This is a genomic window from Mesobacillus persicus (assembly GCF_900109925.1).
Taxonomy (GTDB): domain Bacteria; phylum Bacillota; class Bacilli; order Bacillales; family Cytobacillaceae; genus Mesobacillus_B; species Mesobacillus_B persicus.
In genome coordinates this window covers 116,962-132,042 of the sequence record NZ_FOBW01000009.1, presented here as the reverse complement: position 1 = coordinate 132,042, position 15,081 = coordinate 116,962, and the positions used below count along the sequence as shown (strand labels likewise).

Annotated in this window: 18 protein-coding genes; 11 read left to right on the top strand and 7 right to left on the bottom strand. The window is 38.9% G+C overall.

The features are described from left to right. Nucleotides 1-23: 23 nt before the first annotated feature. Nucleotides 24-866, bottom strand: coding sequence for a YitT family protein (locus tag BMX30_RS13770; protein WP_090746642.1), 843 nt, complete (start codon nt 864-866; stop codon nt 24-26). A 131-nt stretch (nt 867-997) separates the two neighbouring features. On the opposite strand from BMX30_RS13770, the gene BMX30_RS13765 reads away from it, so the two are divergent. Together BMX30_RS13765 and BMX30_RS13760 are read left to right on the top strand one after the other, a co-directional pair. Next, nucleotides 998-1,846: a DegV family protein gene (locus tag BMX30_RS13765; protein WP_090746638.1), complete on the top strand. Its 849-nt coding sequence runs from the start codon at nt 998-1,000 to the stop codon at nt 1,844-1,846. Between the two features lie 177 nt (nt 1,847-2,023). Further along, nucleotides 2,024-2,155 (top strand): DUF3941 domain-containing protein, encoded by a 132-nt coding sequence (locus tag BMX30_RS13760; protein ID WP_090746635.1) that lies wholly within the window; start codon nt 2,024-2,026, stop codon nt 2,153-2,155. A 41-nt stretch (nt 2,156-2,196) separates the two neighbouring features. Here the strand turns inward: BMX30_RS13760 and BMX30_RS13755 are convergent, their stop codons facing one another. Beyond that, a complete protein-coding gene (locus BMX30_RS13755; protein WP_090746632.1) occupies nt 2,197-3,054 on the bottom strand; it encodes a CvfB family protein in 858 nt (285 codons plus the stop codon). A gap of 104 nt (nt 3,055-3,158) precedes the next feature. On the opposite strand from BMX30_RS13755, the gene BMX30_RS13750 reads away from it, so the two are divergent. Beyond that, nucleotides 3,159-3,650 (top strand): YajQ family cyclic di-GMP-binding protein, encoded by a 492-nt coding sequence (locus BMX30_RS13750; protein WP_090746629.1) that lies wholly within the window; start codon nt 3,159-3,161, stop codon nt 3,648-3,650. A 315-nt stretch (nt 3,651-3,965) separates the two neighbouring features. Next, a complete protein-coding gene (locus BMX30_RS13745) occupies nt 3,966-4,829 on the top strand; it encodes an SDR family oxidoreductase (RefSeq protein ID WP_090746626.1) in 864 nt (287 codons plus the stop codon). Nucleotides 4,830-4,915: 86 nt separating this feature from the next. Here the strand turns inward: BMX30_RS13745 and BMX30_RS13740 are convergent, their stop codons facing one another. Further along, nucleotides 4,916-6,442 (bottom strand): alpha-amylase family glycosyl hydrolase, encoded by a 1,527-nt coding sequence (locus tag BMX30_RS13740; RefSeq protein ID WP_090746882.1) that lies wholly within the window; start codon nt 6,440-6,442, stop codon nt 4,916-4,918. 175 nt (nt 6,443-6,617) lie between these two features. Then, nucleotides 6,618-8,465, bottom strand: coding sequence for an asparagine synthase (glutamine-hydrolyzing) (gene asnB / locus BMX30_RS13735; protein WP_090746623.1), 1,848 nt, complete (start codon nt 8,463-8,465; stop codon nt 6,618-6,620). A 208-nt stretch (nt 8,466-8,673) separates the two neighbouring features. Here asnB and BMX30_RS13730 point away from each other — a divergent pair, with 208 nt between their 5' ends. Continuing rightward, complete coding sequence (locus BMX30_RS13730) at nt 8,674-9,234, top strand: DUF2777 domain-containing protein (RefSeq protein ID WP_090746620.1); 561 nt, start codon at nt 8,674-8,676, stop codon at nt 9,232-9,234. 59 nt (nt 9,235-9,293) lie between these two features. Here BMX30_RS13730 and BMX30_RS13725 read toward each other — a convergent pair whose 3' ends face one another. The 3 genes from BMX30_RS13725 to BMX30_RS13715 all read right to left on the bottom strand — a co-directional run bounded on the left by BMX30_RS13725 (nt 9,294) and on the right by BMX30_RS13715 (nt 12,908). Beyond that, nucleotides 9,294-10,367, bottom strand: a complete 1,074-nt coding sequence (locus tag BMX30_RS13725; protein WP_244532600.1) for a putative bifunctional diguanylate cyclase/phosphodiesterase — start codon at nt 10,365-10,367, stop codon at nt 9,294-9,296. Between the two features lie 120 nt (nt 10,368-10,487). Beyond that, nucleotides 10,488-10,844 carry a YisL family protein gene (locus BMX30_RS13720; RefSeq protein WP_090746614.1) on the bottom strand — a complete coding sequence of 119 codons (357 nt, stop codon included), beginning with the start codon at nt 10,842-10,844 and terminating at the stop codon, nt 10,488-10,490. A 471-nt stretch (nt 10,845-11,315) separates the two neighbouring features. Next, nucleotides 11,316-12,908 (bottom strand): long-chain-fatty-acid--CoA ligase, encoded by a 1,593-nt coding sequence (locus tag BMX30_RS13715; protein ID WP_090746612.1) that lies wholly within the window; start codon nt 12,906-12,908, stop codon nt 11,316-11,318. 188 nt (nt 12,909-13,096) lie between these two features. Between BMX30_RS13715 and BMX30_RS13710 the strand changes: the two genes are divergently transcribed. From BMX30_RS13710 to BMX30_RS13685, 6 genes are all read left to right on the top strand, one after another. Then, the gene (locus BMX30_RS13710) at nt 13,097-13,318 is read left to right on the top strand and encodes a spore germination protein (RefSeq protein ID WP_090746609.1); all 222 of its coding nucleotides are present in this window, start codon (nt 13,097-13,099) and stop codon (nt 13,316-13,318) included. A gap of 15 nt (nt 13,319-13,333) precedes the next feature. Continuing rightward, on the top strand, nt 13,334-13,564 hold the full coding sequence (locus BMX30_RS13705) for a spore germination protein GerPB (RefSeq protein WP_090746606.1): 231 nt from the start codon (nt 13,334-13,336) through the stop codon (nt 13,562-13,564). Between the two features lie 44 nt (nt 13,565-13,608). Next, nucleotides 13,609-14,217 carry a spore germination protein GerPC gene (gerPC, locus tag BMX30_RS13700; protein WP_090746603.1) on the top strand — a complete coding sequence of 203 codons (609 nt, stop codon included), beginning with the start codon at nt 13,609-13,611 and terminating at the stop codon, nt 14,215-14,217. Next, nucleotides 14,214-14,396, top strand: coding sequence for a spore gernimation protein GerPD (locus BMX30_RS13695; RefSeq protein WP_090746599.1), 183 nt, complete (start codon nt 14,214-14,216; stop codon nt 14,394-14,396). Before gerPC ends, BMX30_RS13695 begins: the two co-directional genes overlap by 4 nt. 3 nt (nt 14,397-14,399) lie before the next feature. After that, nucleotides 14,400-14,771 carry a spore germination protein GerPE gene (locus BMX30_RS13690; RefSeq protein ID WP_090746596.1) on the top strand — a complete coding sequence of 124 codons (372 nt, stop codon included), beginning with the start codon at nt 14,400-14,402 and terminating at the stop codon, nt 14,769-14,771. 68 nt (nt 14,772-14,839) lie between these two features. Then, complete coding sequence (locus BMX30_RS13685; protein ID WP_090746593.1) at nt 14,840-15,058, top strand: spore germination protein; 219 nt, start codon at nt 14,840-14,842, stop codon at nt 15,056-15,058. The last annotated feature ends 23 nt before the right edge of the window (nt 15,059-15,081 follow it).

Sequence of the window (15,081 nt, the reverse complement as noted above, 5' to 3'; positions counted from 1 at the left end):
GACTCTATCTCAAACTTTACGCATTACTCTCTACGAAAGAATCCAAAAATCCCTGTCGTTTCCACAATGTTGGTAAAAGCTTGTGGGTCCACGTCCTTAATTACCCTTTGTAAATCAAATAACTCATAACGGGTAATGACGATGAACATCATATCCCTGTCTTCATTTGTAAATCCGCCCTTTGCGGGGACCGTCGTTATTCCTCTTGATAACCGGCTGTGAATGGCCTTTTTAAGGTCATTGGCTTTTTGAGTAACAATCATTGCTGTTAATTTCTCATGCCTTGTATGGATTGCATCAATGACCCGTGTGGAAACATATAGTTGAACAAGTGTATATAATGCCTTTTCCCAACCATAGAGAAAACCTGCTGTAACGATAATAATGCTATTTAAAGTAAAGAAGTATGTACCTACAGGTCGATCCTGCATCCTCGATAAGACCATTGCGACAATATCCATTCCACCAGTAGAAGCACCCCATTTTAATGTAAGACCGACACCAATTGCAGCGATTACTCCGCCAAAAACTGCATTAAGAAGGATATCACTTGATACCTGAATAATCGGAATCATTTCCATAAAAAAAGACATGAGTAACACAGAAATGAAGCTGTAAATGGTGAACGACCTTCCAACCTTTTTCCATCCAAGAATGATAACAGGTACATTCAAAAGAAAGAGCAGGATTCCTGTGGAAAGTTGAAATGGAGCAAACTCACCAAGAATACTTGATATTAATTGAGCAAATCCCGTGAAACCACTAGCATAGACGTTTGCAGGAATTAAAAAGAAGTTCATTGCGATAGCATTTAAGATTGCCCCAAACAGAACGATGATAAAAATCTTTGTATTTAACCAAATCATTTCTTTCCTCCTAACCTTCTTTTGTATGTTTTTCCCTAAATTGCCTAATATCAATACTTATAATTGTTTTTTTCAAATTTAACCGCTAAACTAAGAGCATAAAAACAGTTAGAAAGAAGGTGAATAGGTTTATGGCAGTGAAAATTTTAGCTGATAGCGCCTGTGATTTACCGATTGAGTTCTTTGAACAACACAATGTGACTATGATCCCCTTAAAAGTACTTATAGATGAGAATGAGTTTGAAGACCTTGAAACAATTCAACCTATAGAAGTCTATGATAGTATCCGTGCAGGTAATCATCCTAAAACATCTCAACCTTCACAATTAAGATTTAAAGAGGCTTTTGTTGACTTAGCTAAAAATAACCAACAAGGCATCTACATATCCTTCACATCGGAATTATCAGGTACCTACCAAACCGCAGTCATGGTTGCCGACCAGGTCAGAGAGGAATACCCTGAACTTGACTTAACGATTATTGACACGAAGGGTGCTTCCCTTGGTGTCGGCCTCATCGTCATGGAAGCTGCACGTTTAGCTTCTAATGAAACGTCAAAAGAAGAGATAATTAACGATATTAATTTTAGAAAAGACCATATGGAGGCCTTATTTACTGTCGAGGATTTAGATTACCTTGCAAAAGGAGGCCGTCTTTCGAAGTCTTCGGCTTTCCTTGGCGGACTATTGAATATTAAACCTCTTCTTAATATGGAGGATGGGAAGCTCGTTCCAATTGAAAAAATTCGCGGGAAGAAAAAATTATTAAATCGAATCATTGAATTGATGAAACAAAGAGGGGCCAATCTTGAAAACCAGATGATTGGGATTAGCCATGCAGATGATTTGGAAACGGCAAACGAAATGAAGAAAAAAATCGTAAATGAATTTAATCCTAAAGATGTCAAAATCACCTCTGTAGGAGCTACAATCGGATCACATACAGGTCCTGGTACAATTGCAATTTTCTTTTTAAATTAACTCTGTTAAGGGATTTGTTGATTTTGCTTACCGTTGATCGGAACGAAAGGCGCTTGACTGAAAACAACACCCTAAGTGAAAGGTTTACAAAGGCTCACGTGTTAGCGTGGGCCTTTTGCATACTTCTTTTCCTAAACAGGAAAGCTAAACTGAAAACAGTTAGAAGGGAGAATGACAATGCCGCGTACTTCTGATAATGATAAAAAGGCACAAGACAACAATGCTTTCCGACACGAAAAAAATATGTTAGCGGAAAAAAACCGTAAAGCAGGGAAAAACCAGTATTCAAAGAAAACGGATCATCTATAAACCTTTACTGCTAAAAAATAAAAGCGGCCGTTTGGCCGCTTTTATTTTTTATAAGTCCAACCTTCTTCTTGATAAACTCTTCCTTCTTTCATAAGCTTACCAAGCGCTCTTTTAAATGAAGACTTGCTTAAACCAAAACGATCATTAATATCCTCTGCCATACTTTTATCACTATATGGCATTGCCCCGTTACGAGATTCTAGGTACTCGAGAATTTTTTCAGCATCTTTATCCAACGCTTCCTGTTTTCTCGGCAATAACGAAATATTAACGGTACCATCTTCTTTTATATCGATGATACGTCCTTCTACTTTTTCACCAACTCTTGGCTCGACTATTCGTTGTGATTCGTGAATGAAGCCTTTAAAGCCTTCGGCAGTAATCATCCAACTTCCCACTCTCGCTGTACGATAAATATACCCATGAACATTCTTATTAAAATCTTGTCTTGTTGCAGGGCTTGAGATGTCCTGAATCACCTGGTCACTAGCCATACGAGCATAAATAAGATTATTCCTGTTTACTCTTAGCGTGATATAAACCATGTCTCCCTTTTGGGGCCACACGGATTCCAAAACAGGTAAATCATCTTTTCCGAGTAGGATGTCCTTACTAATCCCTATACCTAAAAATACTCCGGTATCCGGCATTACATCTACGACAGGAACCCAAGCATACTCCCCAACAGTAACGGTGGGCATGGTTGTTGTTGCTGTTTGTCTTCCTCTAGAGTCAACGTAGAGAAATACTTTTACCTTCTCTCCCTCCTCCAACTCAAGATTGGTTTCATTGCGATGAAGAAGCACATCTTCTTGTCCGTCCGTTAAAAAATACCCGAATTCTGATATCCGTGCGACTGTTAATTCCACTGTACGACCTGTATACTCTTGTAGAGTCATGATCATCCTCCTGTATATGAATGGTATTATCTCCAAAAAGTTGTTTGAACTGATATATTTTACTATAATAAAGCCAGGATGAAAAATGTTTTCGGAGGTTGAGTATGTCAAAAGAGAGTTCATTTGATATTGTATCCAAAGTTGATCTATCTGAAGTAACAAATGCGATTAATATTGCAATGAAGGAAATCGGTACTCGCTATGACTTTAAAGGGAGCAAAAGTGACATCAGTCTTGATAAGGAAGAGTTAGTCCTTATTTCTGATGATGAGTACAAGCTAGAGCAATTAAAGGATGTCTTGCTAGGAAAACTCATTAAGCGTGGTGTTCCTGTAAAAAACCTTGATTATGGAAAAGTCGAAGGCGCATCAGGTGGAACTGTTCGTCAACGTGCGAAACTTATCTCTGGTATTGACAAGGAAAACGCGAAAAAAATAACAGCTCTTATCAAAAACAGCGGTCTAAAAGTAAAAAGTCAAGTGCAGGATGATCAGGTTCGTGTGACTGGTAAAAATAGAGATGACCTTCAACAGATTATTTCTGCAGTCAAAGAGGCTGACTTAACTGTTGATGTACAATTTATGAATTACCGCTAAACTGAAAAGAAAAAGCGAGAAACAGTTCCTCTTTGGGACTGTTTTTTTGTATTGGCTGTTTCCCTAAAGATTGTTGCTAAAATCCTAAAGCCGATTTTAAGCGTAAGAATAGCTAGTAATTATGGGTCAATTCGTTTATAAGCCCTTTTCTCATTAGTGATTGCTTTATATAGCTCAGAATGAGCTCAATTAATAGTTTTTACTCTTTAAAAGCAAAACAAGTTTGTGAAAAGAGCCTTTGTATTTATTCCCATGTGTTTTTTTCTCGCTTAGACAGAAATATAAAAAATGGACTAATGGATAGGAGTGAGCCACATGACCGAAAATCAAAAACAAACATTTCCACCTCAACATCAAACCCACCAGCCTGGGACAGAGGACGAGATGCGTCCAGAGCCAATTTCAGTAGACCCTAATTATACAGGTTCCGGTAAATTAAAAAACAAGGTCGCACTTATTACTGGTGGGGATAGTGGCATTGGGAAGTCAGTAGCCATCTATTTTGCCAAAGAAGGTGCGGATGTTTCGATTGTTTACCTCGAAGAAAACAAAGACGCACAAGAAACAAAAGCCCTTATAGAGGCTGAAGGTCAAAAATGCCTACTGATTGCAGGGGATATCGGCGATGAATCTTTTTGTAAGGAGACAATTGCGCAAACCATTGAAAAGTTTGGAAAACTTGATATCCTAGTCAACAACGCTGCAGAACAGCATCCACAAAAAAGTATCATCGATATCTCAGCAGATCAACTTGAGAAAACATTTCGAACAAATATCTTCTCAATGTTTTACCTAACTAAAGCCGCCCTACCCCATTTAAAGAAAGGTAGTGCGATTATCAATACCTCCTCCATAACCGCCTATAAAGGGCATGAACAATTGATTGACTATTCTTCTACGAAAGGTGCCATTGTCTCTTTCACACGTTCGCTGGCAATGTCTCTAGCTAAAGACGAAGTCCGAGTAAATAGTGTTGCTCCTGGTCCCATTTGGACTCCGCTAATCCCTTCCACTTTTTCTGAAGATCAAGTGGCGAGCTTCGGGTCTAACACACCGTTAGGCAGGGCTGGACAGCCGCATGAACTTGCCCCGGCATATGTTTACCTTGCTAGTGAGGATTCTTCCTACGTAAGCGGACAGACCATTCATGTCAATGGTGGGACGATTATTAACGGCTAGACATATTGGTGGATACAAGTAAAATAATGTGGCGTGAATCCTAGGATTCACGCCACGAAATAACTGCTATTCTTTATCTTACTTTACTAGTTAGACCCGTTTCTCGCTCTTCTTTTAAGAAGAGTAATAAATACGATAAACAACAGGACAACAACCACCATTGCTATTAAATAGGCAACGTTTATCCCAGTTCTTTCAGACAAAACATAGACCTCGGCCTCTTCCCGGTCAAGTACAATTTTATAGTTGCCCTCGTTACTTCGTACTAAATCACCGTTAAGCATTCCTCGCAGCTCCATGTCCTCTTTAAGGTTCTGGGCAGAAATATCAACACTTTGGGTTCCAGAAGTATTATTAATCGCTATTACAGAGATTTCGCCTTCATATTCACGTTTATATACTGCTAAGCCATCTTTTTCGTGCAGTAGCTCAAAGGAACCTCTAGATAATGAAGGAAGTTCCCCACGTATTTCCCCCAATTGGGTAATATAATCCACTAGCTCCTTGTCCGTCATGAAATTCATTTGTTGAAAATTGTCCGGTGCCTCTCCACCGGAAAGTGCAATCTCGCTTCCATAAAACACCATTGGAATACCAGGTGTAGTATATAAGTAAGTTAGAGCCATTTTCCACCTAGCACCAGGATGCTCATTTAGGTTCGCTGCATCTGTTGTGAATCTTGACGTATGATGATTATCCAAAAATTTCACAACAAGGGATGGATCTTTATACAGCTGTTCCTTTTCCGTAATCGCTGAAATCAACTCGGTCATCGGTTGATCAGGTTGAGCAAATGCAGCCCTCAGCGGTTGATTAAAAGTATAATCAGAAAACCCATTTATTCCACTTTTTTCATGGTCCATGATCGAGCTACTATCCTCTGGTGCCACTTCACCTAATAAGTAAATGTCTGAATTTACCTCTTTAACAGCTCTGGAGAAATCACTCCAAAAATCACCGGGAACTTGATTAACAGATTCTAGTCGATATCCATCAATTCCGGTTTCCTTAACCCACCATGTTGCAGCATCAACCAAATACTCTTGTACTTCAGGATTGGCTAAATTCAATTCATGCAAGCCCTCAAGCCAAGGAAAGGCAAGTTGATTCTGATGCGTCATTTCCTCAGTTTGAAGAAACCAATCCTTTTTACCCGGGTCCTTCGTCCATACATGATCTGATCCTACATAATTAACCACGAAATCAATGACAACTTTCATATCCCTTTCATGAGCCTCGTTCACAAGTGTCTTAAAGCTCTCCATACTTCCAAAGTGCTCGTCTGGCATATAGAAGTCATTTACTGCGTAGCCATGGTACCCACTTTCGTTATTATCAAAAATGGGAGATAGAAGAATCGTAGTAAATCCCATATCTTTTATGTAATCTAATTGCATGATAACCCCTTCGAAATCACCGCCATGATAAGCAAGTGGATTTCTCGTATCAACTTCAAAATCATTGCTATTATCTCCGTTGTTAAAACGGTCGATCATAATTGAGTAGATCGTTTCATCTTGCCAGTTACGTTCCGCCTTTTCCTGTGAAGCCACAGGGAGGGCAAATAAAAAAAGCAATGGTAATGTGATGATAGCATATAGCGCTTTATTCATCCCCGTTTCCTCCTCAAAATCCATTAAAGTCAATCAAATTACACCTTCCTTTTATAGATTATCCTTTGTCCTTTAAGACGTCAAACTTGGTTGGACCAAATACATGTTATTGAAACCTTTAGTATGTCAATTGAACAAAGAAAAACCCCGTTTTTTTTAAACGGGGGATCGCACTCTAATCTACAATGTTCACATTATAGTCCCTGAACCAAATATGAATTTGAGCAATATGAGCAAGAAGCTGAGGCCCTGTCATTAATTGTCCGAACCATGGCGCCTTAAAACTGTCACCATTTGTTTCAATCATTTCTACTAGCTGTTTCCGATCAAAAAACTCATGAAGTGCACTATTCGAATCTTCAAGATACCCAGACAACATACTTTTAACTGCTGACGTATACTTAGGGTTATGTGTCTTCGGATAAGGGCTTTTCTTTCGATAAAGGACTTCATTCGGTAAGACGCCCTCTAATGCTTTCCTAAGAATTCCTTTTTCCTGATCCCCATGCATCTTCATCTCCCACGGAATATTCCATACATATTCTACTAAACGGTGGTCAGCAAAGGGAACACGGACCTCCAGGCTCGCTCCCATACTCATCCGGTCCTTCCGGTCAAGCAGAGTAGTCATGAACCAGACCATATTTAAATAAAAGAGTTCTCTCCTGCGCGCTTCCTGAATACTTTCACCCTCGAGCGCTGGTACTTCAGCAACCGTTTCATTATATCTGTCCATCATATACTCTCTTAAGTTTAGCTTTTCTCTCCAGTGACTTCTAAGAAGGCCCTGTCTAGCTTCGACTGAACGCATCCAAGGAAAACCAGGGCGGTTTAAGTCCTCTTCACGGCGAAACCATGGGTATCCACCAAAAATTTCATCCGCACATTCCCCAGACAACCCCACTGTAAAGTCCTTTTTAATTTCTTCACAGAACCACAAAAGAGATGAGTCAATATCGGCCATTCCAGGTAAGTCCCGATAATGCACGGCCTTTTCAAGATAGTCAGCCAAATTTTGCTGTGAAATGACACAATTATGATGTACAGTGTCAAAAGCCTCAGACATCTTTTTTATAAAAGCCCCATCTGAATTAGGCTGAAATTCATTTGCCTTAAAAAACTGGTCATTTCCCTCGTAATCAACCGAATACGTATGCAACTTTCCTTTTCCTTCTTGGGCAAACTTGTTTGCAGCTATTGCTGTGATGGCACTAGAATCTAAACCACCTGATAAAAATGTGGTAAGAGGAACATCAGATACAAGTTGGCGTTCTACCGCATCAGTAAATAGGTAGCGGACCTTTTCGGTCGTTTCTTCAAGATTATCCTTATGAACCTCACTTTTTACATTCCAATATCTCCAAATTTTCATCCCATCTTTTGAAAAGCTAAGCGAATGGGCCGGTCTTAATTCTTTAATCCCTTTAAAAACCCCACTTCCAGGTGTTCGTGAAGGTCCAAGCCCAAACAATTCACTTAATCCTTCTCTGTTAACCTCTGACTTAACGTCAGGGTGAGCAAGGATAGCCTTGAGTTCTGAACCAAATAAAAGACCAGAAGAAGTTTCTGCATAGAATAAAGGCTTTACACCCAAACGATCTCTGCCTATAAATAATTTTCCTTCGGTTTCATCCCAAACCGCAAAAGCAAAAATCCCATTTAAGTACTCCACACAATTTTCTTTCCATTCTATATAAGCTGTTAGTAAAACTTCAGTATCAGAATGACCCTTAAAGGAATATCCTTTTAATGAAAGCGTTTTTCGAAGATCTTCTGTATTATAAAGTTCGCCGTTATAACAAATGGTATAGCGGTGTTCACCTTTGCTCTTGGTCATAGGCTGCTTACCACCTTCTGGATCAACAACTACGAGCCGTTTATGCCCTAGTGCAGCATGAGTATCAAGCCAGATATTTGTATCATCTGGTCCTCTTTGAGATAAAGTTTCCGCCATCTTAACAATCGTTTTTTGCTCATTACCTAAGTTTTTTCGATAGTCAATCCAGCCTGTAATTCCACACATCTAGCATCCATCCTTTCATAGCGGAACGTCAAAAATTTGGGCTATGGTTAATCTTATGCAAGATGAAACTAGATGGTTAATATACATTCATAAAGAACATCTTTTACGATTGCAAACGAATAATCGATGATTATTCTTTCACAAAGGTTATAATTTTTAATAAAACTGTCTAGAAAGGATGGTGAATAGCTAAATACGGAGGATAATGATGAATCAACAACAAAGACTGAAGCTAATAGAAGATCAGCAGCGGGCATACGACAGCGGAACAATTGAATTTATCAACCAACAGTGGGTATTTTTCGATGAAGAAACTGAAGAAGCTGCTTTATTGGAGACTTTTCTTCATCAGGAAATTGATATCCTTCGAGGTAAGTCCTGGAACAAGGGTTTGCTGATTGAGGGCGGTAGAGTTCAATGTGGAACCGAGACCTTTGATCTCAAAGACCGTGAAACGATAAGGATTAGAAAACATTTGATTTATTCTTTGGAGCGACTCCTAGATGAATTAAACGATGAAGCCTTTCTTTACTTTTTAAACACATTAAACTCACTCCAGTTTTCTATCCATGATTGTATATACTGCTATAACCACCTTAATTTTCTTAATCCAAATGATTCAGCTGGGGGAGTCAACTTTCTCATATTCGATAACTCAGAACAAATTTGTAGCATTCAGCACCATTTCGACTATGGAGCATCCCGGAATGATCGTTTTGAATTCACCCTTAACAGTGGAAAGCGGACTGTTATAGAAAAGATTTCATAATTTAAAGAATGAAATGAAAAGCCCTCCTTCACATACTAGCAGGAGGGTTTTCTTTCCTATTAACTCATGATTAACTGCTGAGCGAACACTTCGAACTCATCAGCTATAAGTGGTTTTTTAATATAGTAACCTTGTGCGTATTGACAATTTAACTCACGAAGTAGGTCGGCCTGTACTTTAGTCTCCACACCCTCTGCAACAATATCGACTGAAAGAACCTCACCCATTGTAATGATTGCCTTTACGATAGCAGTATCAATAGGGGTGGCTTGCAAGCTGTTTACAAACGCTTGGTCAATTTTCAATGAATTTATTGGCAGGTATTTTAAGTAACTTAATGAAGAGTAGCCCGTACCAAAATCATCAATAGAGACATTGATCCCCGTATTTCGGAGAGCCTTCATAATGTCAATGCTCTCATCTAAATTCTGAAACATTGTGCTCTCCGTCAGTTCTAATGTTAGATATTGTGCTTCTAATCCGGAAACCTTAAGCGCTAACTTTACCTCATCTAAGAAGCTCGGATTGAGAAATTGTTTAGCAGAGACATTCACACAGACTCCTAATTGATGCATCCCTTTTAACTGCCATGCTTTAGTCTGTTTGCAAGCTGAATTCAATACCCATGCGCCAATTTCTTGAATAAATCCCATTTCTTCTGCAACTGGGATAAACCTTGCTGGAGATATCGGTCCCAGCTTAGGATGCTCCCATCGAAGAAGTGCCTCACTGCTTATCATTTCCCCTGTCCGTAAACAAACTAGAGGTTGGTAACATAAAAACAGTTCTTTTCTTTCCAAGGCCTTTTGAAGATGGTTGCTTAACTCAAACCGCAACACACTTTCATAATCATAATAAGCAAGCTTTATATTCTTTTCCTCTATTGTGGTAAAAGAAAGGAAGACCTTCCCTTTTCTAACCTTCCTTGTAGGAGTCATTTCTGTTGGCGAAAAACCCATAATGGTGGCGGAAGGAAACCTCTGTTTCATTTGTTCGTGCAATGAAACTAAATACCCCTCTTCTTTCGAAAAAATTTGGATTAGAAGATTAGAAACATCCAATAATCCGTTCTCTTTCACAAAGCAGTCCAATTGTGCATCATTGTCATAAATGCAAGAAAATGACTTTGTCATGTTATTCTCCATTTACTTGTATTTCCCCAATATCCCCATATTAAAGTTACCATAAATCAATCAATAAATTTTTGACAAAAAAAAGAAACGCTGAGGGAAAAGTCACAGCGTCCTAATAAATTAGAATATATACGTTCCTAGCGGTAATGCAAATCCTAGGTAAAGAACTAGAATCAATGCAATCACAAATTGAATCCACAATACCTTCGTGTTTTCCCCTTTAGCTGTACGTCCTAAGATAATCTCAACCAACGCAATTACCCAAAGGCCCACTACAACCTTCACAATATAAAGAAAACTAATATTAGCAAGGCTAAAAATTAATCCAAGGCCTGTTGCAAGAATTAAAATGTACAAGACTCTCAAAATCATCTTTAACACTTTAAATCCTTTTTGTTTTCCGCTCTTATGCAATCCTAATGCAACAAAAAATAAAATAATAGCCAAAAACCATGCGGTCATATGTGCATGTACCATTGTTAGTTGCCTCCTATACGCAAATTCTACAATATCATATCACATATAGTGGGAAAAACCTAAGAATATAGGGCTAATTATTTAATGTTCTCTTATCTATTCTTCTATCATCCCAAACAATTTACAAGATAAGAAAGCCTTCTGAAAGTAAGAAGGCTTGTCCTTAATTGAATAACTAACGAAAGTAAAATAAGAGGAGATTTTCCCGTTAAATGCAAATTAGCGCTCGTTTTCGGGGAAATAAGGGGAGGTTTTCCCCTTATACCGATAAAAGTCTCCCGGGTTTCACGTTTTTTGAGGTAATAGAGGGAATCTCTCCCCTTATTTTTGCAATTTTTAATGTTTTTTGCTAATTAGGCGGAATTTTTCCCTCTATTATTGTTAAGTATTAAAGGAGGCAGTCGAATAAGAAGAAAGCAGGGCCCCACATAGAGTTGCCCTGCTTTTTTGTTTTGTACAACAAACGGTTATTTAGTTTACAAATCTACCTGATTTCCCCACAGCTTCCCAATATTCATTCCGCAACTGCACCTTTTGAATTTTACCAGATGCCGTTTTAGGTAGCTCTGTAACAAAGGTTACACCGGTAATTGCCTTAAAGTGAGCCAAATTTTCTCTAGAGAATCGGATAAGTTCTTCTTCCGTGACTTGTTCGCCTTCTCTTAATACAACATAAGCATGAGGAGTTTCCCCCCACTTTTCATGTGGTACAGCAATAACCGCTGCCTCTAATACGGATGGATGCTCATATAAAACACCTTCGACTTCAATAGAAGAAATGTTTTCCCCTCCAGAGATAATTACATCTTTTTTCCGATCAACAATTTCAATATTCCCATACTCATCGACATTCGCCATGTCTCCAGTATGGAGCCATCCATTGCGAATTGTCTCCATAGTAGCCTCATCATTTTTCCAGTAACCCTTCATGACCCCATTGCCTCTGACGACCACTTCGCCTATTTCTTTACCATTACATGCAACGGCAACCCCTAAATCATTCACAACCTTTACTTCAGAACCAATCATCTGAACACCAGCTTTAGCCTTCATACGATATTGTTCATTTTGAGGCAGCCCTTTAAGATGCGATCTTACCACTGAAATCGTACTTAATGGCGAAGATTCCGTCATTCCATAAACTTGAATGAATTCCCAACCTAACTCTTTCTCTACTCTCGTCACAAAGGCTGGAGGAGGTGCAGACCCTGCGATGACGACCCGAATATTCTCGTGTAAATCCGGAACATTTTTCTCGTAATACTGAAGAAGTGAGTTTAGAACAGTAGGAGCCATATGCATTACGGTTACCTTATGTTTATTTATTGCATCAAAAATAAACTCTGGTGCAGCCTTTCTCAAGCAAATTTGTGTGGCACCGTTCGCCGTGTAATAGAACGGAGAACCCCAACCATTGACGTGAAACATAGGTAAAACATGTACCAAAACGTCCTCATCACTAACTCGCAGGTGATGCATTGAACTTAGTGCATGAAGATAATTATTACGATGGGTGAGCATAACTCCTTTTGGATTACCAGTTGTCCCACTGGTGTAGAGGAGACTGGAAATGTCCTGTTCATCAAGTGGCTCACGGTCAAATGGTTCTGATGATTGCTCTCTAAGCCACTCATCATAGTTGATTTCTCCACTAACGCCATCATGATAATGGATAATGATTTTTTCAATTGTATCCAGTTTATCCTTTATTGGCTGAATTAGATGGTATAATTCCTGATCCACAAATAAGACTTTAGATTCACTATGATTAAGGATAAAAAGATAATCATCCGGCCTCAGTCGAATATTTAAAGGAACCATTACCGCACCCAATTGGAAAACACCATAGAACCCTTCGAGCATTTCAACGGTGTTAGGGGCTAGGTAAGCTACCCGGTCTCCTTTTTTAACCCCTAACTTTCTCAAACCATCAGAGAGACCATTGACACGGTCGTTTAATTCTTTATATGTAAACACCCGTTCATCACATATAATCGCTTTTTTGTCTCCGTATAGCGAAACGGCCCGATCTAAAAACTGCGTTAATACTAAAGGTACATCCATATTTTTTACCTCCTCTAAAAATGGTATATTTATATCACTGAATATTCTAATAATATTTTACCATATTAATCCATGCGTAAGATAATATTTTTCCATGTATTTATTGATTTTTTCACTAGGCATTTTAATCACATCAGAGGATCCCCTACATACGATATAAAGAAATATTCTTATAAGGGTGTTGACATATGCCAGCAATGGTTGGAGCAGTCCAAGTAATCTCCATCGGAAGTAGTGGTGTTTTTAATATCGGTGATGTCTATAAGATTATGCCTGTTTCTACAGCTAAGACTTTTTCAGGAGCAGGTTCATTTAATACTGGGGATGCGATTACCCTGTATAACAATCGAAGTTCTACAAATACATTTGATCAAGACAGCGTTGATCAAGGAAATTACTTTAATGCATGATAGCAGGTGAAAAGCGTGGCTAATTTTTATATACAGCAATCCATAAACATAAATCTGCTTAGGGTTGATGCAGTAAGCAATTCCTCCGTTCTCCAAATCGGTAGTTCTGGAATCATTAAGCCAGCTTCCTATCTATATAACACTGGGGGCTATACAGCACCAGCACCAGAACCGGGGGAACCTAACGGCGGTGATGACCCACCTATTGCCCCGGTTGTTCCGCTTCAATCTCCTACAGCTAGTTGAAGGAGCACAGGCATGTTCAAATTTCTCCAAAGAGGTGAGTTCTTATGGATACAAAACTCTATCAATATATGAAAGAACTTCACACCTTTATTGAATATCAAGCAGAGAAGTTAAAAAGTCTAGAAAAGAACGTTTATGAACTACAACAAGAAATGACTCGCATAAAGGAACGGCCCCCACTACAAGTTGGTAACATTGAATACAAATTCGACCAATTAAAAGTGGAAACGCTTGAAGGTACACTTAATATTGGTTTAAACCCTTCTGACTTGGATGGGGTATCAGATTTCACAGTAGACAATCAAAATATCCAAGCGCCTTTTTCACCTAAGGCTCTTTTTAGGCGAAGTATGGATATTGAAACTGATCTAAGAGAGTATTTAGAGAGCGAACTACCCAATATTTATCAATCTACAAAAGAAAAGTTGAATTTACAGCTTGATGATTCTTATTTTCAGTTTATAAAAGATGATATTCAAAAACAGCTTCCTACACGTATCCAGAACCATCTAAACAGCCTGCCAGAAAAAGACAGGGAAAACGATGAAGTCGTTCACTCTCAAGTCATTGAAAAAACAAAAACTGAAATTCAACATGGTGTTTACTTATTTTTAGAACAGGTGCAAAAGCAGATCAGGGAGGAAAAAGAATGAATTTCAATGTCTATAACAGGGATATCTGTGTAGGAGACATCAAAATAAGTGCCGTCGCAAGTTCTGCGCTTTTTTTAATCGGAGATGCTGATACAATTCAACTTGCCTCTACCTTTGACACACCACCTGAGTCTCTTATCATCGGCCCTTTTGTACCTCTTGGACCGGAGACTCGATAACGGATGCTACAAAGAACAACATCAGTTAAGGATATTGAAATAGATAGTCTCGCAATTTCGTCCGTCTTACAAATTGGTGACTCCGAATATATTCATGGGTTTTCCCGAGCAATTGCCGTACAAAGGCAGGTAGAACTGTTCTTTGGAAATGAAGGAAATTTCGCTGATTACCCAATATTCTCTGAACCTATCACACTTCCACCTGTTTCTGAAAAAATCCATTTAACACGGCAAAACATTAACCCGTTTTTAAAGGTGGGAAAGATTGATATTATTGGGGTGTCTTCCTCTGCCGTTGTACATTTGGGAAACACCAAGCACGTTTCATTAGAAACAAGAATTAAGCATATCCGTCAGCTACTACCCAAGAGTTAACAACCTGAACTATTAATGCATAATGTACAGTATGAAAAAAGAGCCTAAAGAAGAAAAGGATGTTTTAAATGCCAGCAATCATTGGTCCTGTACAAATTGTTAATGTTGGAGGAGGGACCGTCCAGTTCGGTGACTCCCTTTTCATATCACCTAAAAGTAATTCAAAATCGACTTCAGGCCAGGGTGCCGGCAACACCGGCGGATTTATCGTTTCAAATAATGGCCTAAACGCAAGCAATGTAGTGGATTCTAACCTAGTGGACCAACCAAATATCGGGAATAACTAAAGAAAGCCGATACAGCACCGGTC